Genomic DNA, 26,773 nt, shown 5'->3' on the forward strand with positions numbered 1-26,773 from the left:
TGCCGTCTTTGTTCGTGCGCAAACGACGAACCATGCGCGATGGTAAATCCAGATTTCTTATTTTTGACTTCATCCTCATAGACTATCTCACTTGGGTAAAGTCTGGCAATCTCCCAGGTGCCATATGGGATAGATCAACGCCGGCCAGTTTCATTCTGGCATACCAACGTCCGATTACAGGATCATTCGCCGCGTTCAATCCGTGCCGCCAATCGTTATCCTTGCCATTGAACTTGTGCCGAACGCTGGGCTCTGCCGGTTAGCGCCGTAACCTCTTCGGGTTTGAGGATTCGTCATACGCGTTCACTTCATCGTCTCTTTTTCTATGTCTTGAAGCAGAAAAGAGAGTTTCGCAAGTAAAATTCTCGCTTCCCGACCGAGCCTCGGCCAGTGTGCGACGCGCGTTCTCTCAAATTCAGACCATGTCTCACTAAATTCTCGTAGCAGATAAACATCAAGCATATCGTCGTTTGCGAATGCGATAATCATCCGCAGATGGAATCCAAAATGTTCAGATACTGTCCCAAATCTCTTTCAAGATTTCTGATCAATGCCGCGGGCCATTTTTCAAATCTGAATCTATCTTTTAAGTCATGACAGGGAATACACGTTTTAACTATATCTCTTCCGCCGTGCCTTTCTGGAACAGGGAAATGATCTCTTTCATACGCCTTAGTTAACAGTGTGTCGCAGTAGTGGCAAATATCCAGGTTATTTACCCGTGTTCTATCGGTATCGATTGGCTTCACAAGTCAATTCTCTCGGCAAACCGAACAACTCCTCGTCTTCCTCAATTCGCCTTCTCAAATACCGCCGCTCGGGGAGTCCAAGCGCAACCAAGAGCGCTCTATCAAGCGCATGGCCCAGCGTTCTGGCGTAATCAACAGGATGCGTAAACGATGAAAACTTCGTCCTGGATGAGTTTGTTTGCCCTGGTATTTATTGTGATCGAGTCGTTGCAGCCCGGGTCGTTGACATTGATACCTTTAATCCTTGCGTGCACGGGATAATTATCAGGGAGATAGAGCGGAAATGAAAACGGCCATTCTCTCATCTTGGATGTACCGATCGCCAGAAGATATTTGCGATGGCCTTATTGCTCGCTCACACCATCAATCCCAGCCTGCGCCGAAACCGCAACCAAAACGGCAGCGCAAGGATCGTTACTATAGCCAGCCGGTCAATTCACTTGCGGGAACTCGTACGCATAGCTAAACGTGGAGGATTACGCAATGTTTCATAGCGCTCACAGCGCCCTTGCCTGGGCATATCAGGTTTCGGCAACACCGATCGTAAAACTGTCGAGCGTCAACGCAATGTGCGGCCCTCCGCGGCGATCCGGTTAAAATCTTTTGCTGTCGCACTTATCGGTGCATGAGCAACATGCTCAGGCTGCTGCGATTATTGGAATAGCAGAACCGTTAGAGGATCCAGCTTGCCGGGAATACATTGCAGCGAGGTTCGGGGGAATGATGAAGCCTGAGAATGTTACAGTGATGATGAGCAGGATATTCCAGGCGCTGGGTTCCGGAATTCATGGAAGGCGAGGGGCGTATATGTTGTTGCTGTGTTACTTCGGGGCCAATATCGGGTATCGGGCAATTCGGTACGACCTGAAGTGTCGGGAGCGGTGGTGATTGAGATTCGCGGCACGGCCTATAGAACCCTTGATGGGATCCATGACCGAGATGACCGATGAGATGGAAAAACATAAATTAATCAGGTCGGCTGACACGCAATATGCATCGCTTTCAACTTAGCAAGCTAGATGTACCCCAACAAAATCAAAATAAGCACTATTAACAGCACCAATCCAATACCGCCACTCGGTCCATAACCCCAGCCGCTGCTGTAACCCCATCTTGGAATCGCACCCACCAAGGCAAGTATCAGCACAATTATAAGAATCGTTCCGAGAGTCATTTTGATTCTCCTCGTTTTGATTTGACGTTTTTATTATGCTCTTTTGACGAGTTTTATCTGTTCGGTGGCAAACGAAATACGATCGAGGCAATAATTGAAGGGTTGGCGTATGGGGTGATAGGGTAGGGCTGGCGTTTATTCAGAAGAGGTTGAGCAGTCGGCACGAGGCGGTGGGGTGCAGAGTATTGCTATGATCCATCTGACTTTGTTTCAAGAAGGGTGAGGCTTTTCGCGCGCCTAAGCAGTCGCTCGACCTCTTCCTGATTGAGCCCTTCCGCCTGAATGATGTCGCCGTTATGGTTGTGATGATAACTTTTCTGCTATTTCGATATTTAAGGAATGCAACAATTATTGTTGAAAGGGCGCCCCACATGTATGGCGATAGCAGAACCTAATAATCCCCGAAGCAGCCGGCGAGACACCCGAGCGCTGTTCTCGTATGGTGTATTTCAGGTCATGCTCATTTAGCAACGACAGGAATGGACCAAAGCTATCTCTGAAGAGATGAACAGGAAGTGATTCCATATCTGTTTTATTTAGGTGACATGAAGGCAGGCAACTTACCTGGGGAACCGTCCGCTTGATTTAAAGCTGGACTCCAAACCCATAGAATGCACTAATCGCAGCGCCTAAGATGTTGCCGGCTCCCCCGACGACTCCCAGCAACAATTCATCCTGGGACGCTGCGGAGCCTTCAAAGCTCGATAACTTGATATATTCGCTCCAGAATAAACACATCGACATGAAGCGTGTCATGGATTCTGTGCGCGCATCGCTACTTACTATGTTATGAACTAGGGGAAAATGACGGTATTGGACTAAAGTACATCGGAGAACTGGTGTGGGTATTGGGGCGCAAAAAAGCCTGGTGAGGGCGGGGGAAAACAAAAACTGGAATAGCGAGCTACTTGTTGTATTAAGGTAACGTCTGATTCTGGATGCAGTGACGGTAGAGTGAGGGCGATAAAAACCCGCCGAAGCGGGTTTTAGTTGTAGTAGTTCAGATCCGGTCTTTTGGAATTAGGTTCCCGTTCGAAAAGGCCAGCAATAGCTTTGCCAGTTCTTCACCAACTTCTGGGGGCTGCGTTCGAATCACTTTTGCTAAAATTTTAGAAGATCGCTCAAGCTCCTCGTTCCATAGTTTGGTCACATGTTCTTCCGCCCCGTTATCCTTCCTGCCGTCGCTTTTTTCCATGTACCCCTCACACGGTTGATATTCGTTTCCTTAAGGTTTCGTGCGCAAAAAGCACATGTACAAGGTATCGGATTGGGAGTGAACAGAACGTTAAATTTCTGTAAATTCTTTGTGATAGTGACCCTAAAAAACCGTCAGGTTAGGGTGGTTTAAGCTTCGAAGTAGAGTATTTTGCACTCAATAGAATATTTTTGTCAGTACTTCCCTAGAAATGCACGTATTTTTTATGAGTCAGGCTTGTGTTGCTCGCTTTGTTCACTACCGAGAGGTGGATTGCTCATTATCAAGGAGATTTTAATGGTCGAGCCTGAGTTTTTTTATGCGCAAACATGCTTGGCAATACTTTGTTCTCTGTTTTCTTGGGCGAGCCTATCCTCAACCATTGGTATAAAATATCTCAGTTAACGTGTAAGAGTCGCCATCACATAAGCCATGTAGGCTGCTAACAGGCAAAATCCTCGCTGCCGCGAGATGACACCGTTGCGCGGCAGGATCAGCAGCACGGTCAGCACACCGACTACCAGTGCAACAGAGACCTCTCTGGGGGGTGCCTGGATAGGGTGGATAACGGCGGCGATGCCGACGATCGCCAGTCCATTGAACAGGTTGCTCCCTAGTAAGATGCCCAACCCTAAATTGGCGTGACCACGCCAGCGGGAGAGTAGTGTGGTCACCAACTCGGGTAATGAGGTGCCGATGGCGACTACTGTCGCGCCAATCACATAATTATGCATACCCAGTGCGGCGGCGATGCCGCTCGCCCCGGCTACAAAAAGATGCCCAGCCAGAAGCAGGCACGTTAACCCCACAAGAAGGAAGAGCCAAGCATGGGTAGGCTTGCCTGGTGATTCCGTATCGGCCTTCGTCGTGTCCCGACGATACTTGGTCGCCTGCTTGGCAATCAAGACCAGCCAGAACGCGAATAGCATGAGCAAGAATGCCCCCTCTATACGCGACAACGTACCGTCGGCCGCAAATACCAGCAGGAGGATGGGCACAGCCAAGGCAAAGATGAAGTCACGGCGCAATTCGTTGAGATGGGCGGGTAGTGTCCCGAACAGTAGTGCAAGCCCCAGAACCAAGGCGATATTTACCACGTTGCTGCCCAATGCATCCCCCAGACCAATTTCCGGTCTGCCGGCTATTGCCGCCATGGTCGAAACAGTCAGTTCGGGGCTAGAGGTTGCGAAAGCTGCCAGGGAAGTGGCCACCAGCAGTTTAGGAAGGCGCCACAAAGACGCCACGCCGAGCACACCCCTAAGAAAAAATTCTCCACCCAGTGCAGCCAATGGAATGGCAGCTAGCAAAGCAAGGAGATCAGTCGTGGAGAGGGGCATAGTCGTTATGTTGATTTCCGGAAGATACTCAGCGCTTATGCCTATAAGACACGATGCCCAATGAACAAATCGTGCTGAGGTAACTCACAGGCAACAGAACACGAACGCCACAATAATAGCGGCGGTATTGCGGCCAATGGCAATCCAAATCGATCTATCGCCCATCTTCGGTTATAAGCAAGCAGCGCAAGCAAACATGAGCATGGAGAACGCGTAGCAAATGGCGGAGGAAGCCCGGTAATCATAACCATTTTGCCCGTGCTTACCCACCGTCCCATAAAAATTCCAAGCTGCGCCGCTCTGGCTGCATGTGAGCCGTCTCCGCGACGCAATACCCATTGGTAACAGCGAAACCATCATTGGGTCCTGCCGCAAGAATAGTGATGAGTATCGCGATGATAATTGGCTACCGAGCTTTAATGCATCACCGACAAATGATCGCAACGCGAGCGTTGCGATATATGTGGTTGCGAACGCAAGGGAGAGAGAATTCATTCCCGAGGGCAAGAAACTCGTGCACGTGGGTAAGAAATCCGCGACTATGAACGGGCTCACAATAAAAGCACGAAAATATCACGTACGCGAAAGATTCATGGTTCTGCATTAGTGCCGCAACAAACAGTTGTCAAACTCGACGCTCCAGCACTGAAACCAGGAGCAAGTATGGCCCACTACGTTATTTATACGAGAACCGGCGCGGGATATGTCAAACGAGTCAGAGACTTTTCAAGCCATTATCCCCACCAGCTTTTACACCGCTATTTTCACAAAGAATTGCTCGTTGGCTTCCCCGAGCACATCGTATTCTGGGCGAACCGTGAAGGCCCTAGCATGGGCGTCGCGCCGCAATCTGGGGGTAAGCAAAACCCACCTGATCAGGAGCGGGTTTTGGCCGGCTAACCCAGGGTTGGCGGGTTTCGAATACTGATAGTTAATCAACCTTTATATTGAAAACCATAGTAGAAGTTTCCAGTCATCCGGGCGCCGCCGCTGGGCTATGGTATTGGAGGCGAAGACGGAGACAGTTACTCATGTTGTTAATGGCGAGGGATGCAAAGGGCACGGTTATCCAGGACGCGGCTACCGATGGAAATCCGGAAATGGAGGAAGCTGCTGCTGCCATCATGGGAGGAAATGGATCGGTTGAAGTCATGGGTTCGTGGAAGAGGCGATGACGGAGCGTGGCAAGTGTCATTCAGCAAGAACCGGCAAAGTATGTTAAAACGGCTGAAACGAATCAGGAGAAAAAAATGCAATTACTATACAACCCTGATATATACCCGGATCAGATCCGGGAAGTGATATTGCAATCAGGGCAGACCGGGATCGAGATCGCCAACCGGTGGATGATGGGGTGGCCGAAGCGAGTAGTGAACCTTCTGGTTCAGGACATGTACGAAGACGTGTTTCAGTATCAGCTTCTGCAGGAACAGGACGTGATCGCAAGGGCATCCAGCCTAGGCCATCTTGCGCCGATGGAGATCGTCGTGATGTCGGGCCTGAGCCTGGAGCCCCCGGAAGTGTAGAGGATTTCACAGACGCTGAAGTAGCGCGGGTTCGGCCTCTCGGAAACTCGCTGGGTTTCCCGAACTCGCCCTCACGCAGATCCCTCTCATCAGCCCCGGGCTGCCGCCAGACAGTGCGGAGACGATTTGCCTGATGGCCACGTGACCTGTTCCTGGGGATCTTAAGGCAGCACTTAGCCCCGAAGCTGCCGCACTGGTCGATGCAGTGTGCGCCGACCTGGATCCGTTGCACTTGGCAGATGCGCGCGTGCATCATGTTTCCCGCGATGTTCATCCCAACTGGCCTGCCGATAAATATCACCCTGGAGTTATGGTAGAAAAATTTGAATTCCTTGGCTGATCGCTCATTCTGAAGTTAACATTTTGCATATTTTAACTTCATCATCGGCGTAAAATGGCCCACCAGCGCGCTATGTTGAGGAGTGTCATCAAGGAAGCAGCAACGTACGTCCATGCCGCAGCATTTAGCAAACGTCGGGCGTGCGGCAAATCCCCATCGATCAGATAACGCTTCCGCTCCAGCATTGGTAAGGCTCGGGCAAAACTCGCATTCAATTCCATTGGCAAGGTGAGCGCATGCACAAGCGTGGCACTTCCCAGTGTCAGAATGCCGCCGACAAGAAATAGCAATCCTGCCGCAGGAGATCGCAATATCGTCATAATTACAGGAGTCAGCATCAGGATACCGGCACCCAGTTTCTCCACAGGCGCAACCCATTGCACCAGCCTGGTACGCAAGGCAAAAGGCGGATAGTTATCCTGATCCTGCATGGCGTGTCCGACTTCATGCGCTGCAACCGCTATGGCTGTCAATGAGCGGCCGTTAAACTTGTCCGGTGTGAGACGGACCGCTTTTTCCAACGGTTCATAGTGGTCGCCCGATTCGGTTACCTCCACCCGGATATGTTGCAAATTGGCCTGATCCAGTAAATCGCGGGCGAGTTGTGCTCCCGTGAATGAATAGCGATCAGACGGTTCACTATATTTTTCCATGGTATGTTTAACCCAGTAGGAAGGCCCGACAACCAGGAGAACGATAAAACAGACCAATATCAGATAAATCATGATGGAAAAGACTAGTAAAAAAATAACTTTAATGGGGACTGTCTAATGACAACCTATCGGTAGCTTTTGATCTACAACGCTCGAAATAATTTCTTATTGCGAATCAAGTAAAGCTCGCAGGAGATAAGCCCGTCAAAATCAGTGGCAAAAAACACATTGGCTTGAAAGATGAGATGGGTGCACATGGCGGAGGCGTTCGAAATAGAAACGCCAGCGTCTCAAGCTGCAAAAGGGGGACGGTTCCTTCTTCCAAGCCCGTCGTAGAGCTGGATGGCAGGCCTACTGATTTCGGAATGCTGCCTGCTGGACGAAAGTACATTCGAGTTTTAGTGCGGGTATTTGCGAGATCTGGTAGTAAAAGCGGGGAGGGAAGTGTTACTACTTATTATGGAACAGTAAGGCAATAAAAACCCGCCGGAGCGGGTTTTGAGGGGAGAAGAAACTGACGAACGATGCTCTAGAGCTTGTTGGCAGCGTCTTTGACCGATTCCTTGGCATCTCCAACCCCTTTCTGTATTTTGCCTTCCCCCTGTTTGGCGAGCCCTTTGGCTTGCTGTTCTTTGCTCCCTGTCAACTCGCCCATGTCCTGTTGGGCCTTTCCGGCGATATCTTTCGCAGTACCTTTGACCTGATCCTTATTCATCGCAGTTCTCCTTTGAGGAATGATGTAACAGGAACACAGATTAACAGATGAGTCCTGCTTATACTGTGCGATAGAACACAGATAGAGCCGCCAGGGACAAGGATGGCTGAAATGACGATGGGTAAGAACAGGCAGAAGTATCGAGTGGCCTGTGTGTTCACTATATTGTTTATTTCATGCCAGTTTGCGGCTTTGCAAGCGAGGCGATTCCGCTGCAGCGCTTGTTGCTCTCACAGGCTTCCTGGATGCTGAACCTATCACGCTACGGAAGAAATTAACCAGTTTCGGCACATGATGATCGAACGTAAAAAGGTGCCGCTGCTGCCAAACCCGCTCTCGGATAGTTTTCAATTTTTCGTGATCTCGTAGCTGGGCGGCAAGCTCATCCATCGTATCAAAAAATATTCCGGTACCAAGCTGCTTCGATAATGTTTTGGTGGCGACGAGTGCGCCATCGTTTGCCTTTTGGAGCATCGGCAGACCGGCTGCCGCAAGAGTGCTTAGTCGGGCCGGGTAGTTCAGGTCATCCCAGTTTGCCCTCCGGATTTCACCTCCGTTGCTGCTGTCAAAGAGGTGCAGCCAGCCTGCGTCATATTGGGAAAACTCTTCGGTCCAGCGGCTCTGGTCTACGTTGGGATGCAAATGCAGATACCCGGGGGCCATCGCCTGGATTTTTTCAATCCACTGCAGCCACCGTCCATGAGTTATCTCCCCGTAAAAATGCAGATGAATGCCATGGGTAGCAAATTCCTCCACATGATGCGGGTGCAGGCCAATCGGCCGACCTGGCGACACTGTATGAATTTCGCCGTCGCTATCGAATGAGGAACGCAGTGGCCTTCGCAGCTGATCGAACCAGTCGCGCTTTGGCAAATCGCCGTCCAGCACATGAGTTGGCTTGCTCAGCGACAGGCCCGGAACGATGGTATCGAACCAGTCCCGCATTTCCGGGCTCGAGAAGATCTGCCCATCCGAATACTGATGCAGGTCGATCAATTGTGGCCAGGTTCCCTTTTCCAGGCAAATGAATGGCCCCTCCTTGAAATGCCAGACGAACGGAATGTCGGGGGTTGCCATTAATACCTCATGCGCAAACGGCACTGCCTGCCAGTTTAGCAGCGCGTAGATAACATCCGGTTGGATCTGCTTTATCGCTTCTCGCCAGTTGTCTCGCGGCAGATCCTCAACATGTCCGAAAGGTACTGGTCCAACCGTGTTGAACCAGGTTGGATTTTGCATCCACAGGCCATACAGCTTGTGCCCCTGCTCTTCCAGTGCAAGCACGCGGTCGGCGTTGTACGCCAGTTCACCGACCAGAAGTATCTTCAGCCCATCGCTGGCTCTCGGCGTATCCGGCCGTTCGCGCATCATACGATAGTAGCTCGCCTCATCGATAGAATGGCCTACCGAGGTATGAAAGCGCATCGGTTCGTCGACACGGTAATGCGAGCGAAACGGATTAATGCCGCCTTCCGGCTCCTGCATGATCTTGTGCCGTTGCATCGGATGGGATACCCATTCGCACGTGATGCTGTTGCTGCGAGCAAAAGCGCCGAGGGGGCGCAGCAGTCCCCAGTAGAGCCGCTCCAGGTCATCTGATTCCAATTCTTTGCGCTCCAGCCAGCGAGCCGATGTTTTTCGATGCATGCACTGCACCAGTTGCAAGGGAAATCCGGGAATCTGCCCGTCAGTGTGCCGGTTGTAATGGTGGCATATGCCGGAATAAGCCAGCACGGCTCCCGTCTGCGTCTCAAGACATGTCTTCAGATTGCGCAGATGATCTCGATAATAAATATCATCACTGGGCAAGTAAGCGATAAGCGGCGCTTTCGCTTTGGAGATGGCTTCATTCAAGGCATGTCCAAGCCCATGGTTTTTTGCCCGCCGGTAATAGCGGATGCGTCCGTCGCTCAAGTACGTGGATACCACTTCCGCTGTTGCATCCCGCGATCCGTCGTCGATAATTATTGCTTCCCAGTCGGGCAGGATTTGCGACTGGAGGCTGTCCAGCGCCCGTCCAATGAAACTCGCTTGTTGGTAAGTCGGGATCACTACACTGACGGATGGAGAGTATGGCTGCGTCATCATGTTTTCCTTCTTGGTTGCGCCCCGGAACCGGGCCAACTCCTGCCGGATAGGTAAGTATAGTCATAAGGGGGCTGTCCGGTTGCGCTTTTTGATATACCTCTGTAATCGGATGGGATAAAAACTTTTTCTATTTGCAGAGGCAACGGCACCGGCGCTGAATCACGAGGGGACCTTGTTCAGAGAGAATCAAGGGCCCCCGTGGCATTGACCGGGAAGCTGAGCATTGCTTTAACCTCAGGAAACGTAGCCCATATCATGTCTCCCACGACAAGGCCTTACCTGCGACTACTCGTGATCTGTCAGCAGCAGGTTGTGCGACTGGGAGCAATGTTGGCAACATTTTGCGCCGGAGTGCAGCATGCAGCGGATTCAGCGACTTTGGACGTGTCGACGCCATAGATTTCGACCTCGCCAAGTGTGCGATAAATCTCCCAATCGATGCCCTGCATAAGAATCCCTTTTGCAAACCTCCTCATAAAGATTTTCGCGTCCCAGCTGTGAAAAAGCTACGTTAGTCACTCCGGTCGATCCAGTTCCTGCACCAGAAGGCTGTTATTTATTCTTTTAGCATGAGCTTGCAGCGGTAATTATCCGGGCCTATAAAGAATTCAGGATCACCTCAATAGGCTGCGCGAAAGCGCATTTGAACATCCTGGCTTTAGGGTAACCAGGGAGCCGATGATGAAAGAAGATTTCATAGCAACTACTGACCGCATCCAATTAGAACCCCAGGATCTTTACGCTATTGACCAGCTTGCGCAGAAAACAAGGCAGCCCACGGAAAAAGTAAAAAGAATTTATGCTGACGTGATCTTGCGCCTGCGTTCAGGCGCCCGAATCCAGAGCTTCCTGACCTTGCTGACAAGCAAGAAAGTGCGTGACATACTGCGCAAAACGGAGAAACCTTAGGCGTGAGGATTATTTCTGCGGCCACTTGTTCTTTGTGGCGCAGTCAAGGCTGGAATGATGGATTCGAGCAGGGCTAGAGCGCCTGTGGCGCCCTGGCCCTTGCAGGGTTAAACCGGCTCTTTGTTGTTCGCGGGGGGAACATATTCTGGTGGCCGGGTACGATCCGGCGGAGGAGTATATTCTCCAGGTGGGACGCGGTCCTCAGGCGGTGTACGATGGTCCATATGGTATGATCTCGGCAATGCCGAGCCTGCCACGTCCTTTATGCCCTCCACGACGCTGACAAGAATGTCACGCACGCTCGTGATAGCGGTTGTGCCGATGTCGCCTATCCCTTGAGCTGCCGCGTTTACCGTTGTCCTCGTGACATCGACTGCTTCCGTACCGACCGCTCCTGTTGCTCGAAGCGTATTTGATACCGTATTGCGCACCAGGCTGACGATGTCAGATTCAATTTCATCGATGCCTTTTAAGCTACCGGCAATGCCTGTCTTTACGGTATCGCCTGCGGGCCCCAGCGCACGGTCAGCGTCCGAGCGATAAGGGGCCGCCGTGTCAACGTACCTTTCATCCCGGCGTGTTTCCCTGCGAGCATACTTTTCCTCCTCCGCAGTGCTGCGCGGCAGCTCTTCATCTATCGGCGTTTCTATTTCTGTCCGCTTTTTTTCATGGGGGTGCGGCTTTTCCCCAGGGTGCTTGTCTGATTTTGGCGTATTCATTTCAAATTCCTCCTAGGCATGGTTACAAATTGCACGTCATGGCAAAAATGCTTCTCCTGTTCTGCTGCTTTCTACTGCTTCCATGCGGAGCCCCTGATCGGGACTCTCGCAACCTCTTGGCTCGCTGTTTTTGCAACAGGTTTTTGTTTGCGAGAACTCCGGAAACGCTATTCCATCATTTCCGAATCTAGGATTTCCCAGGGATCACGATCCCGTTTTGAGAAAGGTGTTACGGGTTGGCAACGTTCGCCCCGCGTATCAGAACGCCCTATCGAGGGGATGGCGATGTTGCCTTCTATGGTCTGGACAACGCCCATGCCATCATTCCCAGGAATATCAACCACCGGATATGACCTCTTTCCGGATTTCGTGTATGACGTATGTCCGGTCGTCCTGGTTTCACGAGTAATTGCAGGGCGCGGTGGGGGTGCGCACTGCGGTTTCATTCTCTCTGAGGTGGAACAGTTCGTGCTCAAGGGTATAATCCAAAAGACTTGTATCCTCTGTCGCATGGCTGATCAGCGCCGTGCCTGTCAACGGATTTGTCTCCACCGCTACAACGTCGTAACATCCCGCCAATTCTTTTTCCAGCGTCGCAAAGTGCGCGGAGCCGCCGCGCTTTTCGTCGATCTTTACCTGCTTCCGCCCCGGCAGAGAGTGGGCCAACCATGCAAGCAGTGCCATCATTCCCCCTGAGTTGGGGGTTGGCCTTGTGCTCCTTCGCTACGCTGGCTACCCTGACTCGCCTTCGTGGCGGGTGGTGCAGGGGGGCTCGGCGCCTTGCCGGCTTCGCCTGACTGGGTTGCAGACGTGGTGCCCGGACTTTGACTATCAGGGCTCGGTTTAGGCTGCGCAGACAGCGGCGCGGCCCGTCCTTGCGCAGCCGCCGAGGTGATTGCCGCCCCTCCCTGCGCATCGGTCTCCATCTCTGATTTGGCCTCGGCCACCAGGTCATCCATCGTTTCGCCCAACTCCGCAAACGATTCGCGCCCCTTCTCGTAAAAATGGATGCTGCCCTTGATTGTCGCTTTGGTAAGCGACCGGGAGACATTGGCAAGGAACGGACGCAGCACTGGCGCAAGCAGTGATGCTCCAACACCAGCTACCAGGCCTATGATTAGGTTGCTCTTGAAGTTTTCGGTGGCCATGATCTCTCCTGTTTCAGTGGCTATAGTTATTTCTAGACAGACTTTGTCTTTTTACAAGTCCTGTCATAAAAATTTAATATCCGGAATATATTAAGAGTTGCTTTTGTGGGAAAAATGAAAAGATTTTCGCGTGTCAAGCTGTAAAAAACTCCTGCAGTACACTGACAAGGTATCGTAAGCCAAAGGAATATCGTGATTCACATAGCCGGACCTTCGCGCCATCAGACAACGCTGTTTCCCGAATCACTGGATGAATTGATTGCGCATGATCAGCCATTACAACTACTTGTCGTTCGTAACCAGGTTCTTTTCGTCGGTATCGACGACAAAGACGGCCAGCAGGCGTGCGGGTTGAGTCTTACTGTCATTTGCGCTGACGCTATGATGATCACCAGGTAGTTCGGCGAAGTTCTCGCCGGCGCGATAAACCTTTTCCGGACCGTCATTGATTTTGCTACGAATTGCCCCCTCAAGGACCGTTGCATAGATGAAAGACGACTCTGGATGGGTATGGGCGGGCGATGAGCCACCCGGCTGATATTCGACAAGCACGCCTTTCATGCTCTTGCCGGGCACATTCGGAAGAGCATGATCAAAGACCAGCGTTACCTTGGACTTTTCAGTGGGCAAGTTATCGGCTGAAGCTGCGCTTACGGAGAGAGCTGCGAAGGCAACTCCGCAGAGAAATCTAGTAAACATTGTGTTCTCCTTCGTCGATAAAAATTAGTGGACACAAATTCATGATGCCCTCATCGCAGATACCGCTCAAACCGTCTTCGTTCCAGCGGTAGGCTCTTGACCGGGCCTGATCATGGACAAATAGCCGTTGTGGGTATCTTTTCTTCATTTTCAGGGTACGCTGGGTCCCCTGCGATTTTCGCCTTTCCCTCTCCAGCCACTAGGCTTCCAATACTCGGCTTGAATGAATTATTAGCCATGCTCACGGCTTCACAGGATAACGGCTGGAAGTGGCAATGCGATTCCAAGCATTGATGACTACCGAAAGCCACTCGACAGCCGATATTTCATCTTTTGACAGATTGGCTGTTGCTTGCTCATAGATGGCATCTGACACTTGCCCGTCGGAGATCAGTGTAATTGCTTCTACTAGTGCCAATGATGAGCGTTCCTTTTCGGTGAAATACCCAGTTTCCCGCCAAGCGGCTAAGACACTTATGCGATCGCTTGACTCGCCACTGGATAGGGCATCTTGAGTATGCATCCTGATACAGAATGCGCACTGGTTGAGTTGGGATGCACGAAGGCGCAACAGATGTGCAAAGCCATCCGGGATGCTTGCGGAAGCAACGGCCTCAGCCGCCAGCTTCTCAAGGCCGAGGACTGCTTGGTAAAGCGCTGGGTCGGATTTACCAAGATTGATTCTTTCTGGCACGAAATCTCCCTGGTGATCTCATAAGAATCGAAAAATAAATAATAAGAAAACCTGGATTACGCTTACAGGATGACTACCTCTGAATTAAAAGTCTGTGGCAAAGCGAACAAAACTCGTTTTTGGAAAGCACTGACTGAGGTTGCCGCGCTAGTAAACGCTCTGAGTCTCGGCATGGCCGACTAGTAGGAAGCGACAGCGGAGAATTACCTGGCACATGTCTTCAAAGGTTGGATTCTCAAGATTTTGGCTGCAGGGTTTCGCCGCGACACGCGCAAAGGATGAACGGACTTAAGTTGATTGCGTGTCGAGTGTGTCAATTTATGGTAAACCCTAACGTGCTGTCAGGGAACACGGGATAGTAACGTCAGAAGAGCTGGATTTTTAATTTATTGACACATGCCGGAACCAAGCCGTCGCTAACCACCTTGGTGGCGGTGATACTCGACACCCGCGCCACGCTGATCGACGAAATCATTGATCGGCACGACCGCTTCATGGGGACGCTGTTCAGCAAGGCCAAGCGCAATCATGGCGACCGTTTGCAGCAGTTCCGGCACGGCAATCAACGACCACCGTAAACTATGCTCATCCGTGCCCTGACCGTTTGTCTGCCTGTCTATCCAAATTTCATTTGACAGCAATGACGGTCAGCGAAAAGGAATCGCTGTTCGCTCAATGCTTGCCTTCGTGGTTAGGAGCCGCGCCTCGACGGTGTGTGCGAGTTCATCTATAAGTCCCGCTGATGCCCCGTGGCCGCTTCTTCTAGTGACGTTTGCGATTGCCTGAAGATCCGCATGGAGACGTACAGGGTCGATTTGCCAGCCCAATGCGGTGACGAGCGCTTTCAGTGCGTCTGCATAGGCTTCAGGAATTTGAGTATCGGTGAGCGCCGGAATTGTCATGGTTTGCCTCCATTTGCGAATGAGACTTAATCCTATATTAACTGTGGTTGACTGTAAAGCGTCCTTATTTTCTGCATTTCAATTGCCACGCGCTATGAGGTAATAGCCGTTAGCGGCGGCAGTGGTGGTAGTTCCATCAGCCGGAGCAAACTACCTCCGCAGCGAATGTTGATGGATGTATAACAGTACAGCTATCATGTTGCGATGTATCGGCGTAAAAAGCGAAAGTCATTGAAAACGCCGCGCCCAATTCCGGTAGTCGTTGTCGTTCTCCTGCCTGTTCTGGTATCTGCGTCAGGCCCCTCCATAGCGCAGACGGACGACCAGTCCAGGACTCTGCCAGCCGCCCAGCAAGACGCAACACCGCCTGGCGCCCTGCCGATCCTCAATCCTGTCGTCATTAGCGGCACCCGCATGGAACAATCGAGTTTCTCGCTGCCCATGTCCATTGATGTGGTGGAAGCGCCCGTTATCCAGGAAGCGCAACCGCGGATCAATCTTTCTGAAGCACTATCTCGCGTTCCTGGCTTGGTTATTCAAAACCGGCAAAATTATGCGCAGGATCTGCAGGTATCAATCCGCGGCTTTGGTGCGCGCTCAACTTTCGGCATTCGCGGCATACGGATGGTGGTCGATGACATTCCCGCCAGCATGCCAGACGGTCAGGGTCAGGCGGCCAATATCAATCTAGGTTCGACCAAACGAATCGAAGTATTGCGAGGCCCGTTCTCGGCTATCTACGGCAATGCCTCAGGCGGCGTGATTCAGGCATTCACGGAGGATGGCCCGGCGGCAACCACGCTATCCGGCACGGTGCTTGGCGGCAGCTATGGCACGATTCGCGGGGAGGTCAAGCTGGGCGGCACGCTTGGCGGAACGGATGGAACAGGTGGCGCAAATGGAGCGGGCGGAACCACGGGGCCGTTCAATTACGTAGTCGATGTTTCGCGTTTTCAGACCGATGGCTACCGCGAGCACAGCGCGGCTACCCGCTACCAGGCGAATGCCAAACTGACTTACCGGTTCGATCACGATGCCAAGCTTACGCTGATAGTTAACGAACTTTACCAGGGCAATACCCAGGACCCTCTCGGGCTGACGCGAGCTCAGGCGATGGCGAATCCGCGTCAAGCGGATGCAAGCGCCATCAACTTCAACACCCGCAAGAGTATCGGCAATACGCAGGGTGGACTGGTATATGAACATAGATTTTCCGCCGCGAACACTGTCAAGCTGATCGGGTATGCAGGAACCCGGCAGATCGAGCAGTTTCTTGCCGTGCCGCTCGGCGCGCAAATTCCGGTTACCAGTTCCGGGGGCGTAATCGATCTGGATCGCGAATTCGGGGGATTGGGTCTGCGATGGACGTATCGCAGCAGCGGGCCGCGCCCGCTGATGTTGAGTACGGGCATCGACTATGAGGCATCCAGGGAACGGCGCAAGGGATTCGAGAATTTCTCCGGCACGGTGTTGGGGGTACGGGGCAACCTGCGCCGCAACGAGAATGACACAGTCACCAGTTTCAGCCAGTATGCGCAGGCCGAGTGGCAATTTGCGCGCGCCTGGACACTCTCCGCTGGCTTGCGCCATACCGAAGTTAAATTCAAATCCGAGGATCTATTTATCCGCACGGGCAATGGCAATGACAGTGGCAACCTGGCTTTTCGCAATGTGAATCCCGTACTGGGACTGTTGTATAAAGCAACGCCCACGCTCAATCTATATGCCAGCGGCGGCACGGGTTTTGAGACGCCGACCTTCACGGAACTTGCCTATAGGCCAGACGGCGCGGGCGGCCTCAATTTCGCGCTTCGGCCGAGCAGGAGCCGCAATGTCGAAGCAGGGGTCAAATGGCTGCCGACCGATAATACGCGCGTCAATCTGGCTCTTTTCGAGACCCATGTCAGCAATGAGATTCTGCCTGCCACCAATTCGGGGGGCAGAACCACTTTCCAGAATTCGGCCGACACAAGACGGCGCGGAATAGAGCTTTCGGCCGACTACCGTTTCGGCACCGACGTTTCCGCCTATTTGTCTTATACCTATCTTGACGCCAAGTTCCAGGATTCCTTCGCTTACCGCCCAAGGGCTACATCGCCCCTCGTAACAGTAGCCGAAGGCAATTTTCTTCCCGGCGTGCCCCGCAACACGGCTTACGCGGAACTGGCGTGGCATCGAGGCTTGCCGGGTTTTTCAGCGGTACTGGAAGCAATCTATCGCGATAAAATTTTCGTCAACGATACCAATACCGAAGCTGCGAAACAGTACGCCATGGCAAACGTCCGGCTTGTCTACTCGCACCGGATCGGCCGTTGGAAGCTCAGCGAATTTGTGCGCGTGGACAATGTCAGCGGTACCGGATATGTCGGTTCGGTGATCGTAAATGAGGGCAACGGACGCTTTTATGAACCCGCACCGGGACGGCATGTGATGGTGGGTCTGAATGCAAGTTATACTTTTTGAGGAGCGTGCGGCATATGAGGTTTAGACTCAGAACCTTACGATAAAAAAACGGTTTCATGTTGAACGGCATGCTGGCAGGGGCAGAAGCCGCTAGCGTACCTTAGCAAAACAGCGGGACGGATTTTCTTGCGAAAGCGTTCCGCTATTTTTTCAGACCCCATTGGTTGCCGAACGTTATGCCTGTCTGAAGCGGATCATGAAGCCGATAAGACCGCTTGCCAAGGATAAAGCGGGGAGAATGACGCCGTGCGATCCCTTCAATAACTACACATTGAAAGAGTCGGAATTGCTGCTAATATCCGACGTAAGCGGCACGTCTTTCGATGACTGTGATTTCGGTGGTGAAGCGCGGCCTCCGCAAGTTCCTATCCGCTGGCAACACTCAACAGATCGATATCCGAGGGAGAGAGCGTGAGATGCGCCGCACGGATCAGGCTGTCAACCTGTTGAACATTCGTTGCGCTGGCGATGGGCGCGGTAACGCACTCGCGGGCGATCAACCATGCCAGTGCCGCCTCCGCCGGCGCTGCACCGTGCGCCCCCGCCACGGTGTCCAATGCGCTTAGAATTCGAAAGCCGCGATCATTGAGATATTTACTGGCGACCCGGCCTCGAACGCTCTTCCCGAGGTCGTCATGAGAGCGGTATTTACCGGACAGGAAGCCGGATGCCAGGCTGTAATAAGTGATGACACCGAGACCTTCCTCGATACACAAATCGCGTAATTCTCCTTCGTAGCCGCTGCGGTCGTACAGATTGTACTCGGGCTCCAGAACTTCGTAGCGCGGCAGGCCTTGTTTCGATGCAATTGTTAATGCCTCGCGCAACTGGACGGCATTGTAGTTGGATGCGCCAATCGCCTTTACCTTGCCTTGCCGGATGAGGTTCTCATAGGCGCGCAGCGTTTCATCGACCGGCGTTTCCGGATCCGGACGATGGCTCAGATAAAGGTCGATATAATCAGTCTGCAGGCGGCGCAATGAATTTTCGGCTGCCTCTGCGATACGTTTGGCCGACAAGCCCTTCTTGTCCTCGGCGAGCTGGGCGCCGACCTTGGTAATGAGGACAATTTTCTCTCGGCGCGCCGGTGAAGCCTTGAACCAGTTGCCAATGATTGTTTCCGATTCGCCGCCCTGGTTACCTGGCACCCAGGTGGAGTAGGCGTCTGCGGTGTCGATCGCATTGAGGCCGCCTTCCACGAAACGATCGAGCAGCGTGAAGGCAGTTTGTTGATCGACAGTCCAGCCGAATACGTTGCCGCCAAATACCAGCGGTGCGATTTCCAAGCCAGTACGGCCAAGCGGACGTTTGCTGATGGGGCCGAGGGAACGTTCATTCATGATGGGTTCCTTCCCGTGTTGCTGTTGAAGAACCGCATCGCCACTTCCGACGATGCGATATCAGCGATATCCTGCGTTCGACAGCGCGATTTCAAGTCCCGCGCCGCATTGCCAGCATAGTTGAAAATTGCGTGGATTCTCCTCACCGCATGCACGGCAGAATACGACACGGTTTTCGACCGGCGTTTTCTCGAATTCCCTTATGATCGCCAAGCCCCGCTCAAAGTCACTATCGCGGACTACCCACACCTCCGGATAAGCGTGCGTAAAAGGGATGTCCCCAAGGCCGCCTTGCGCGTGTTCATTAAACAACCGCGCAGCTATATTCGCGTGCCCGAGCAGATCAAGCATGATCTGGGCTTCCATGAGATTCGTGGCGGAGCAGAGTTTCTTCATACCTCAAGTATCCCCAAACTCTTCCTTGCGTGCAACAGAAGAACCTGTTGATTAACGCGTGGCATGATCGTGATCGTCATCGCTCCCGGATAATTTCGAGAAATCTGGTGTGGACTTCCGTACGCTAACGTACCAACCAGCGCCACGTCATCTCCCAAAATACAAAGGCGATGAACCATGGGAGCGATCATGAGCGAACGGAGCAAAAATTTTTGCGTTATTTTCTATGCAATTGTGTTAGCAGCGCTCGCTGGTACTTTTGTATCAGCCACCTTTGCCGAGGAGTTGACGCAACCTGTCACTGCGCCGTCCGGCGCAAAAACGCCGAAAACGAGACTGCTGGAAGCGGGGGCGAAACTCTTGCAGAGCAGTCCGCCGCTGGAACGGTTTGATATTTACCTTGTCGGCTTTCATCCCATGAAAGACTCGCCGGAAGACCAGATGGAGGCTCATCATTACTGCCGTCAGGTTAATGAAGATTTTGCGCAGTGCGCGTTATTCGATAGCAATACGAAGGATGCGAATCTAAATGGCATCGAATACATAATCTCCGAAAAGCTTTTTGCCGCCCTGCCGGAAGAGGAGAAAAAATACTGGCATCCTCATAACGGCGAGATTCTTTCCGGACAACTCGTCGCACCGGATATTCCGGACGCTGCTGAAAAAGCGCTGATGAAGGGGAAGATGAATAGCTATGGCAAGACATGGCACGTCTGGAATACCGGTTATGAAGGAAATCCAGGAGATAAGTTGCCGTTGGGCGAGCCAATGCTCGGTTGGTCTTTCAATCGCCTCGGTGAAGCGGTACCGGGGTTGGTCGAAAAAAGGGATAAAAATATGGGAATAAGCAGCGAGGAAAAGCGCAGGCAGCGCGCCGACCTGAAACAATACGCCAGGCCGCAATCGGGTGTTGATGACCTTAAAGGCCGCTTTGAGCAGCCTACACGGGATATCTCAGGCGTCATCGATCAAAGAAATACAGGTAAAGATGAGTAAATAACTCTAACCGGCAGTAACTTCTTCTATTCTCGTTCCTGTGTTTTATCCTGCGATCCCAACCTGAGAATCACCTGTAGGGCCATCTCACGAATTGATGAGGCGGTTAATCGCTGATATTAGCTACTTGGCTCCTCGAACCGCAGATCAGCCAGTCCCCGATCCTTGCGGTCCAGGTAGGCAGTTGGTATGCTCATCCCTCCAGCTTTAATTCCACGGGATGAAACTTAACGGTCGAGGTGCTTCGACCGCAATGACAACAGCCCCTGACCAAAAACCGGACTTTATTCCGCAGTATCCGCAGCACAGAAGATATTTTCACTTCCTGACGAATTGCCGGTAGAGCGACATTGGGCTTACAAGATCATGGAGGAGGCGGGGTGCCAGCTATTAAAACCATTCTTGTGGCAACTGATCTTTCCGAATTTTCCCATCGCGCCGGAATACGTGCCGCAATGATATGTTCCGACCTGAAGTGCGGCACGGTCGAGTTATTGACTGTGAAGGAAGCTGGCTTGCCGGATGCGCTGGGGCTTGTCCTCAAGAGCGCGCCAACCGTAGCTGAAACTGTTCTGGTCGACCGCGCCATGCGAGAACTGCGGCTGATTTCGGGGCAGTTGCACGATAATTATGGTATCCACTGTACCAATAACGTCAAGTTCGGGCGGCCCGTTGAGGAAATTGTTGCAAGGGCAGACGAGTTATCTGCTGAATTAACGGTTATCGGTGCGCACGGGGGCAACTTCTTTACCGACCTTTTTCTCGGCAACACTGCCGATAAATTGGCGCGCATGAGTAAAACCCCAATGTTACTGGTGAAAAACCAGAGCATGAAGGCCTATCGTCAGGTATTGGTTCCGGTCGATTTTTCTGAAAATTCGCGACGTGCCGCCCACATGGCCCTAAACATTGCGCCTGATGCACATATCACTTTTCTGCATGTGTTTGATGTGGTGCTGGAAGAGCAAATGCAGTATGTAAATGTCGCCCATGACATCATTCATGAACATCATGTTAAAGCTGGTGAAGACGCCAGGCGGGAATTAAATCAGTTCATAGCGGATCTTGAGGCCGGCTCCCGCTCATTTTTCCGTGTCGTCAAATTCGGCCATCCTGGACACGTTATTTGTGACCATGCCAAATCAATGAAACCGGATCTGATCGTGCTGGGAAAGCATGGAAAGTCCCGTTTCGAGGAACTGTTGCTGGGGAGCGCCTCGCGACATGTCATGGAGCAATGCTTTTGCGACGTTCTGATTGTTCCCGCGCCGGTCTGGATGGAACCGGGCGAGATAGGCTTGTAACTGGGGAGCGGCATTCCCGGTAGGCCAGCGTATACGGGCGACAATAGGCGAAGCACATGCACTGTTTCCGAATTTCCGTCAATCAGAATTGATTTCCAGCGCGATAAACTGGGTCAACTGGTGCTTGTTGAAGTTGTCGTCGGCGACCAGGACAATCGTGTTTTTGCCATTAAACCTTGGACCCAGGGTGATGCCTTCGATATTGCCTAGCGCCAGCGCGGAGCCATCCTTATTTTTGACTTGCGATAAATCAACCAGGAGCGTTTTTCTTACGGGCCGAATGCTTTGACGCGCAAGAGACTCCACGCCGGAAACGTCGGTAGCATCCCGCGCGTCGGCATAATACAGTCGGACGGTAAAACCGGTTGAGGCGCCGCCGGGTATGACCGCATCCAAAGCGAAGGAACGTTCGATAGTAATGAACTGGCGGTCTCCGATGGCGATGAAGTCTGACAACCCATTGGTGGCGAAACCTCCAAGCGTGGCGGTGACGAAAGCAACCGGTTCGATATAATAAATATATTCCGCGCCCGATTTTCCGCTTGCAATGTCGAACGACAGGATGCGCGAGCGGGAACCGGTGAGAATGGTGGCAGGCGGGGAGTCCTGAACCAGGCCGTTTTCAGTAGCGGTGTACAGAATGGCGCCGTCGACGGAGATTGCAAGGCTCTCGAACGCCAGATTGTTGTATATGCCATTGTCGCCGGGAAGTATTCCAATATTGGAGCCGTGCGGAGCGTAGTATGAAGGTACGCTGAACTCACGGCTGTGGCTGCCATCGGAATTCATCTCGCGCACCGCCGGACTCCGGAAACCGGATACGCTGCGCTGACCCTCGTCGCACCAGTAAATTTTATTGCGAGCCGAATCAAAACGCATGCCTTCGGGGTCCACGGAATGTTTCTCGAAAGCACCCCCATCGACCTGTTGAATCGTGGTTACGGTATGGAAGATTACGCCCGCCATGCCTGGTACGGCAGAAGACTGGAATTGAGACAAGTCCAGAGACAATTCATAGAAGCGCGCTGGACCGGTTTTGCTGCGATCGTCGCTGATGGTCAGGTAATTGCCGGTGGCAGGGTTATAGTCCAGCGAGGATAAACCCCCGACAATGGTTCCATTGAAGCGTGTCTTGTTGGGCACGATCTGGTGGCCGATATAGCTCAGGCGGAAGTTGATGGAATCCCCGGAGGCATGGAGGGGGACAGCGGCACTGAAACTTATTGCCAAAGCTGTAGCCGCCAGAGGAATTATTCTCATGAGCATGGGATTTTCACTGTTATTGAAATTATAGAAACATTGCCACAATGGTCCCCTCAGGCGTGAGCGTCACAGGTAATACCATATGATTCGTTTCTCTCATACAAGCGGAAGGTACCTGCAGGCACTGGCTACAATTTTCCTGGTGTCAGCGGTTTCCGGATGCGCCAGTTTCCAGGAAGTAAAATCGTTTGCGTCGCTTTCTTCGAACGCTGCCAGCCATGACGCGCTTACAAAGGACTATATCGGCGCACTCGACCGGCGCAAGCAGTATCAGCCGGAGAAATTCCATGCCGGACTGGACGCGCAGAAAGTACGCCGGGAAGCGCAGCGAGCAAGCCTGGATTTGCTCCAGCAATCCGTAACAGATTACATGCAGGGCCTTAATGGTCTTGCTACCGGCGACGTCAGACCCTACGACAGATCACTCAAGGACCTGAGCAGCGACCTCAACAAGGCAACGCTGCTGACTTATGATGAGAAAGAGGCGGTTGGTGCGTTATCGATCATTCTCGCACGTGCAGTGACGGCTGTGTACAGGCTGCATGAAATCAGAAAGCTGATCCATGATGGCAATCAACCGCTCCAGGATGTGATCAGCGCCACGCGCAAGATCGTAATGAAGGGCATCATTGCAGATTTGCAGGTCGAATCCGCACTGGTAGGACGGTACTATGATAATTTCATGCGTGCGCCGGATAATCCTGTGGAACCTGTCGCAATGGCACTCGCAAAGGAAGTCAGGACAGAAGCACTGGGCCGTGTTAATAGCCGGATCCGGAGTGCTCGAAGCTATGACAACGTATTGGAAAAGATCGCCCAGGGCCATCAGTATCTATATGACAATCGGGACATGGTCGGCAACAAGGAGTTCGACCGACAGCTAAAGCCCTATGTAGACGAGCTTCGAGCCGCTTACCGGAATTTGCTTGACGGTTCGCCATGAAAAAGAGATAGGGCGTGGATAAACTGACATCGGATGATGCTTTTGAGCTGGGCAACCACTTTCGCGATATGGCAATCGCGCTGGGAGATTGGCGCATCAGGAATCTGTCCTGCCTGAGTAAAGCGCAATGGGATGAGCTCGACGAGCGGGAAATCATGCTTCTGAATATCGCATCGAGCATATACACCGGTGCGGTAGGTATGATTCTCGAAGATAGCCAGGCGACACTCACGCGTTTGCAGTGTAGCGTTGAAAGCGCAAAATCGGCAATCAAGCATATCGCAACGCTCAAGCAGGCACTTGACCTCGCATCCGCGCTGGTCCTGTTGGCAGGCGCTGTTTACTCAGGCAATGCGACTGCTATTCCCGGGGCAATAGTCGCGCTGGATGACGCTGCCGAGGCCATCGCCGCCTGGGGGCAACCGAGTGAGTAACTACCTGAAGTTGCCGGTACGCAGGGATACCTTTAGGGAGGTTCCTTTTACGAAATTGCCACCAAGCTCCCTTTCGATGGCAAACCTTGATTGTTGACTACAAATAGCTGTAAGAGCCCGGCGTCCGTGTGATCAAAACCAGCCACATGCTATTTTGGAAATCCTTGGATACCGGCTTCCGTCCATATGAACTTGGTATTGTTTGGGGTCCCGAATTCGAGGCGGCGGATCAAGTTTTTTATCAGCGGAAAAAATATAAATATAGTTGTTTTTTCTATTTTCTAGCCTATAAAGAAAGATAAAAAGTAGAAACGCGCGAAATGCAATTAAGCCCATCGTAACCGTCTCAAGGAAACCAATTATGGAAAAAGTTTTGGAAGTGGTAGAGGTTAAGCTTGCAGTTCTGGAAAGCTTCCCGCCCAACTTGCGAATTCTCGCCTCTGGTACCGTGCCCACCGGCGGATGGACCAATCCTAGGCTGGAACCCTTTATTTTCATTCAGCCGCCGCCCAATGGAATTTATGATTTTGATTTCGTTGCCGATCCCCCCGAAGGATCTGCGACGCAGGTGATTACTCCCATCGAAGTCGCTCATCTCTGGGAAAATTTACCCGAGGGCGCCAAGGGGGTGCGAGTACATGCTGCGCAAAATTCAAAAACAGCATTGCTGGATGACACCGGTCACCCTGATCGACAACCCACCCGTTTTACTTTCAGCGATCGCGAAAACGTCAAGCGCGTCGTTTTTTTTCCCAGAGGGGAAGATCCACGGGGAAAGAGTGAATCACCAGCAGAACCGCAGCTTGAATATACAGGCCCCGAAGGCCACGTGATATTCCGTGGAGAAGAGATTACCCAGCAGAAAACGGTACTGGGATCGCTTGTTTCCGTAAAACTCAGAACCAATATGGCAGACGAGGGTTTTCTGGATTTCGTGCTGGTTTTACCTCCAATCAGGATGGATGACGAAGCACGGCACGAATTCAAAACTGTGGGTATCCTCTCGCACGCGCCCTCGGGCTTTGGCGGATTTCCGCCTGGCGCGCAACGCAGATACGAGATAGTGGACCTCATGGGTATCGCTGAATATATTCCTATTCTTTGAGTATGGGGTTACGGAAAAGGGTGTCACGCTGAGACGGGGATACAAGAGCAGTAACCGTTCTACCCCTCTCTCTATCTTTATGGAGGAACTGTCATGGAAAAAAAGAAGGCTCCCCCCAAGGGACACACGGGGAAGGGCAAGGAGCCGAAGGCGGCCCGAAAGCCAAGCGACTCGGCCAGTAATCCGGACACTTCTGTTTTAGAAAACTACTCGCCAACGGAAGGCGCACAGTCCCACCCGGATTGGGTGAAGAAAAAATTCCCAACCTATCTTGCACCCCACGGCAAGCACGAGGCCACGAGCGTGCGCGAGCTCACGCATAATGGACATACTATCAAGATTATCACCACCTATCGCGTCGAGGTCGATGGCAAGCCGGCGGATATGCATCTCTCCGTTGATGAGGATGGGCAGGTTTTCACGCATGCAACGCCATTCGTAACTTATGCTTCCGCGGTGGATTTGATGAAACAGGTTATGGACGCTTACCCGGATGCGTTTTCAGAATCTGATCCGCATCCCGATCAGGGCCACGACCATGATCATAGTCACGGGGGAGGCCACCAATGATCCGCCGCAACTTCCTCACTGACGCCGATGCTGCTCAGAAGTACATCGATGGGGTAAGAAGGCTTAAAGACCCCGCGCAGTTTCCGTGGCCGGGACAGGAGGGGTTGTCGATCTACGACTCTTTCGTTTTCTGGCACCACCAGTCGATGATGCTGATGACCCCGCCCACTCAGAGTGACCGTAACGCCGCACACTCGGGCCCATCATTTCTGCCTTGGCACCGATATTTCCTTATCACTCTCGAAGGATTACTGCGGCAGGCAGTAGACGACACTGAATTCAGGATTCCATATTGGGATTGGAACGCGGACGCGGAACTTCCCGAACCTGTCACATCGCCGATATGGAGCAACGCCAATCTCGGACAATTTGCCGGCTCCGATTGGCGGGTCCGCCTGGAAATGAGCCTGAGGACTGGTGACCTGCGACGAACGGATCGAACGCTGCAACGTGCCCTTGGCGATGCAGGCAGGCTTCCTACCCGGACCGGAGTACGAATGATCGTCCGCGACCAGGCGGCTTATGACACTTCACCGTTTAGCTCATCTTCGCCAGGTGGCGTGCGCAACCTTCTCGAAGGCTGGATCGGGAATGAGCGCATTCACAACAACGTACATGTATGGGTAGGAGGAGACATGTCGTTATCATCATCGCCGAATGATCCGGTATTCTTTTTGCATCATTGCAATGTAGATCGGATCTGGGCCGCCTGGCAGGAGAGACACCCTGACGCACCGTATTTACCCGATATGAGCGCGCCGGACACACTCCAATTTCATCGGGTAGACGATGCGCTGTACAGCATCTACGAGGACACTGTCACGCCTGGCGATATGGTCGACTACCAGCGGTATTACGAATACGACACGGTTTCCGATCTGACAGAACTGCAAACTTGATCGAATGCCTGACGAAGAAGGGGTGCGTGAAGAATCAAGTTTCACGCACCCTTTTGACTTTTTGACTGCGTGTTCTAGCCAAGGCTAATTTGTCATCTCCTTAAAGCTCATCGGAAACTGTCGAAGAAATTGAATGAAGAAAAATCCGTTTTGATCATGTACCCATGATGCTGTCCAGCTTGGGACCGCAACCTCATCTTGGCTTCTTTTAG

The 26,773-nt window shown here is 52.3% G+C and carries 29 protein-coding genes; 13 read left to right on the plus strand and 16 right to left on the minus strand.

What is annotated here, in order from left to right; translation table 11 throughout:
* Positions 1 to 1,764: 1,764 nt before the first annotated feature.
* From BMX66_RS01035 to BMX66_RS01045, 3 genes are all read right to left on the minus strand, one after another.
* Positions 1,765 to 1,923, minus strand: coding sequence for a DUF3309 family protein (locus BMX66_RS01035; RefSeq protein WP_090877527.1), 159 nt, complete (start codon positions 1,921 to 1,923; stop codon positions 1,765 to 1,767).
* Positions 1,924 to 2,923: 1,000 nt separating this feature from the next.
* On the minus strand, positions 2,924 to 3,118 hold the full coding sequence (locus BMX66_RS01040) for a hypothetical protein (RefSeq protein ID WP_090877529.1): 195 nt from the start codon (positions 3,116 to 3,118) through the stop codon (positions 2,924 to 2,926).
* Between the two features lie 401 nt (positions 3,119 to 3,519).
* Entirely contained in the window at positions 3,520 to 4,455 is a 936-nt protein-coding gene (locus tag BMX66_RS01045; RefSeq protein WP_090877532.1) for a calcium/sodium antiporter, read from the minus strand.
* 310 nt (positions 4,456 to 4,765) lie between these two features.
* Between BMX66_RS01045 and BMX66_RS01050 the strand changes: the two genes are divergently transcribed.
* From BMX66_RS01050 to BMX66_RS01060, 4 genes are all read left to right on the plus strand, one after another.
* Positions 4,766 to 5,062: a hypothetical protein gene (locus BMX66_RS01050; protein WP_090877534.1), complete on the plus strand. Its 297-nt coding sequence runs from the start codon at positions 4,766 to 4,768 to the stop codon at positions 5,060 to 5,062.
* Between the two features lie 56 nt (positions 5,063 to 5,118).
* Positions 5,119 to 5,355, plus strand: coding sequence for a hypothetical protein (locus BMX66_RS01055; RefSeq protein WP_090877536.1), 237 nt, complete (start codon positions 5,119 to 5,121; stop codon positions 5,353 to 5,355).
* A gap of 131 nt (positions 5,356 to 5,486) precedes the next feature.
* Positions 5,487 to 5,630 (plus strand): hypothetical protein, encoded by a 144-nt coding sequence (locus tag BMX66_RS15520; RefSeq protein WP_158593357.1) that lies wholly within the window; start codon positions 5,487 to 5,489, stop codon positions 5,628 to 5,630.
* 75 nt (positions 5,631 to 5,705) lie between these two features.
* Positions 5,706 to 5,981, plus strand: coding sequence for a hypothetical protein (locus BMX66_RS01060; RefSeq protein WP_143058171.1), 276 nt, complete (start codon positions 5,706 to 5,708; stop codon positions 5,979 to 5,981).
* Between the two features lie 381 nt (positions 5,982 to 6,362).
* Here the strand turns inward: BMX66_RS01060 and BMX66_RS01065 are convergent, their stop codons facing one another.
* The 3 genes from BMX66_RS01065 to BMX66_RS01075 all read right to left on the minus strand — a co-directional run bounded on the left by BMX66_RS01065 (position 6,363) and on the right by BMX66_RS01075 (position 9,777).
* Entirely contained in the window at positions 6,363 to 7,046 is a 684-nt protein-coding gene (locus BMX66_RS01065; protein WP_199679251.1) for a zinc metallopeptidase, read from the minus strand.
* A gap of 457 nt (positions 7,047 to 7,503) precedes the next feature.
* The gene (locus BMX66_RS01070; RefSeq protein WP_090877542.1) at positions 7,504 to 7,689 is read right to left on the minus strand and encodes a CsbD family protein; all 186 of its coding nucleotides are present in this window, start codon (positions 7,687 to 7,689) and stop codon (positions 7,504 to 7,506) included.
* A 174-nt stretch (positions 7,690 to 7,863) separates the two neighbouring features.
* Positions 7,864 to 9,777, minus strand: a complete 1,914-nt coding sequence (locus BMX66_RS01075; protein ID WP_255398739.1) for a glycosyltransferase family 2 protein — start codon at positions 9,775 to 9,777, stop codon at positions 7,864 to 7,866.
* A gap of 678 nt (positions 9,778 to 10,455) precedes the next feature.
* On the opposite strand from BMX66_RS01075, the gene BMX66_RS01080 reads away from it, so the two are divergent.
* Positions 10,456 to 10,686, plus strand: a complete 231-nt coding sequence (locus tag BMX66_RS01080; protein ID WP_090877547.1) for a DUF3562 domain-containing protein — start codon at positions 10,456 to 10,458, stop codon at positions 10,684 to 10,686.
* Between the two features lie 107 nt (positions 10,687 to 10,793).
* Here BMX66_RS01080 and BMX66_RS01085 read toward each other — a convergent pair whose 3' ends face one another.
* The 7 genes from BMX66_RS01085 to BMX66_RS01115 form a co-directional block, all read right to left on the minus strand.
* On the minus strand, positions 10,794 to 11,405 hold the full coding sequence (locus BMX66_RS01085; protein WP_090877549.1) for a hypothetical protein: 612 nt from the start codon (positions 11,403 to 11,405) through the stop codon (positions 10,794 to 10,796).
* A 399-nt stretch (positions 11,406 to 11,804) separates the two neighbouring features.
* Complete coding sequence (locus BMX66_RS01090; protein ID WP_090877551.1) at positions 11,805 to 12,092, minus strand: hypothetical protein; 288 nt, start codon at positions 12,090 to 12,092, stop codon at positions 11,805 to 11,807.
* Entirely contained in the window at positions 12,089 to 12,553 is a 465-nt protein-coding gene (locus BMX66_RS01095) for a DUF5132 domain-containing protein (protein ID WP_090877552.1), read from the minus strand. The genes BMX66_RS01090 and BMX66_RS01095 overlap by 4 nt, the downstream gene beginning before the upstream one ends.
* Positions 12,554 to 12,835: 282 nt before the next feature.
* Complete coding sequence (locus BMX66_RS01100; protein ID WP_090877554.1) at positions 12,836 to 13,252, minus strand: cupin domain-containing protein; 417 nt, start codon at positions 13,250 to 13,252, stop codon at positions 12,836 to 12,838.
* Positions 13,253 to 13,493: 241 nt separating this feature from the next.
* Positions 13,494 to 13,946 carry a carboxymuconolactone decarboxylase family protein gene (locus BMX66_RS01105; RefSeq protein WP_090877556.1) on the minus strand — a complete coding sequence of 151 codons (453 nt, stop codon included), beginning with the start codon at positions 13,944 to 13,946 and terminating at the stop codon, positions 13,494 to 13,496.
* A 416-nt stretch (positions 13,947 to 14,362) separates the two neighbouring features.
* The gene (locus BMX66_RS15245) at positions 14,363 to 14,587 is read right to left on the minus strand and encodes a hypothetical protein (protein ID WP_143058172.1); all 225 of its coding nucleotides are present in this window, start codon (positions 14,585 to 14,587) and stop codon (positions 14,363 to 14,365) included.
* A gap of 6 nt (positions 14,588 to 14,593) precedes the next feature.
* The gene (locus tag BMX66_RS01115) at positions 14,594 to 14,848 is read right to left on the minus strand and encodes a hypothetical protein (RefSeq protein WP_090877560.1); all 255 of its coding nucleotides are present in this window, start codon (positions 14,846 to 14,848) and stop codon (positions 14,594 to 14,596) included.
* 231 nt (positions 14,849 to 15,079) lie between these two features.
* Between BMX66_RS01115 and BMX66_RS01120 the strand changes: the two genes are divergently transcribed.
* Entirely contained in the window at positions 15,080 to 17,311 is a 2,232-nt protein-coding gene (locus BMX66_RS01120) for a TonB-dependent receptor family protein (protein ID WP_255398740.1), read from the plus strand.
* Positions 17,312 to 17,676: 365 nt separating this feature from the next.
* On the opposite strand, the gene BMX66_RS01125 is transcribed toward BMX66_RS01120, so the two are convergent.
* Together BMX66_RS01125 and BMX66_RS01130 are read right to left on the minus strand one after the other, a co-directional pair.
* Positions 17,677 to 18,651 (minus strand): aldo/keto reductase, encoded by a 975-nt coding sequence (locus BMX66_RS01125; protein WP_199679252.1) that lies wholly within the window; start codon positions 18,649 to 18,651, stop codon positions 17,677 to 17,679.
* Between the two features lie 60 nt (positions 18,652 to 18,711).
* On the minus strand, positions 18,712 to 19,047 hold the full coding sequence (locus tag BMX66_RS01130; RefSeq protein ID WP_090877564.1) for a putative signal transducing protein: 336 nt from the start codon (positions 19,045 to 19,047) through the stop codon (positions 18,712 to 18,714).
* 189 nt (positions 19,048 to 19,236) lie between these two features.
* On the opposite strand from BMX66_RS01130, the gene BMX66_RS01140 reads away from it, so the two are divergent.
* Complete coding sequence (locus BMX66_RS01140; RefSeq protein WP_090879637.1) at positions 19,237 to 20,043, plus strand: OBAP family protein; 807 nt, start codon at positions 19,237 to 19,239, stop codon at positions 20,041 to 20,043.
* A 380-nt stretch (positions 20,044 to 20,423) separates the two neighbouring features.
* A complete protein-coding gene (locus tag BMX66_RS01145; protein ID WP_143058173.1) occupies positions 20,424 to 21,347 on the plus strand; it encodes a universal stress protein in 924 nt (307 codons plus the stop codon).
* A 78-nt stretch (positions 21,348 to 21,425) separates the two neighbouring features.
* Here BMX66_RS01145 and BMX66_RS01150 read toward each other — a convergent pair whose 3' ends face one another.
* Positions 21,426 to 22,613, minus strand: coding sequence for an esterase-like activity of phytase family protein (locus tag BMX66_RS01150; RefSeq protein ID WP_255398741.1), 1,188 nt, complete (start codon positions 22,611 to 22,613; stop codon positions 21,426 to 21,428).
* A 79-nt stretch (positions 22,614 to 22,692) separates the two neighbouring features.
* On the opposite strand from BMX66_RS01150, the gene BMX66_RS01155 reads away from it, so the two are divergent.
* The 5 genes from BMX66_RS01155 to BMX66_RS01175 all read left to right on the plus strand — a co-directional run bounded on the left by BMX66_RS01155 (position 22,693) and on the right by BMX66_RS01175 (position 26,561).
* Entirely contained in the window at positions 22,693 to 23,553 is an 861-nt protein-coding gene (locus BMX66_RS01155; protein ID WP_090877570.1) for a hypothetical protein, read from the plus strand.
* Positions 23,554 to 23,567: 14 nt separating this feature from the next.
* Positions 23,568 to 23,987, plus strand: a complete 420-nt coding sequence (locus tag BMX66_RS01160; protein WP_090877572.1) for a hypothetical protein — start codon at positions 23,568 to 23,570, stop codon at positions 23,985 to 23,987.
* Positions 23,988 to 24,348: 361 nt separating this feature from the next.
* On the plus strand, positions 24,349 to 25,092 hold the full coding sequence (locus BMX66_RS01165) for a hypothetical protein (protein WP_090877574.1): 744 nt from the start codon (positions 24,349 to 24,351) through the stop codon (positions 25,090 to 25,092).
* 93 nt (positions 25,093 to 25,185) lie between these two features.
* The gene (locus tag BMX66_RS01170; RefSeq protein ID WP_090877576.1) at positions 25,186 to 25,662 is read left to right on the plus strand and encodes a hypothetical protein; all 477 of its coding nucleotides are present in this window, start codon (positions 25,186 to 25,188) and stop codon (positions 25,660 to 25,662) included.
* Positions 25,659 to 26,561, plus strand: coding sequence for a tyrosinase family protein (locus BMX66_RS01175; protein WP_090877578.1), 903 nt, complete (start codon positions 25,659 to 25,661; stop codon positions 26,559 to 26,561). Before BMX66_RS01170 ends, BMX66_RS01175 begins: the two co-directional genes overlap by 4 nt.
* The last annotated feature ends 212 nt before the right edge of the window (positions 26,562 to 26,773 follow it).

This window comes from Nitrosovibrio sp. Nv6, from assembly GCF_900110495.1.
Lineage (GTDB): Bacteria > Pseudomonadota > Gammaproteobacteria > Burkholderiales > Nitrosomonadaceae > Nitrosospira.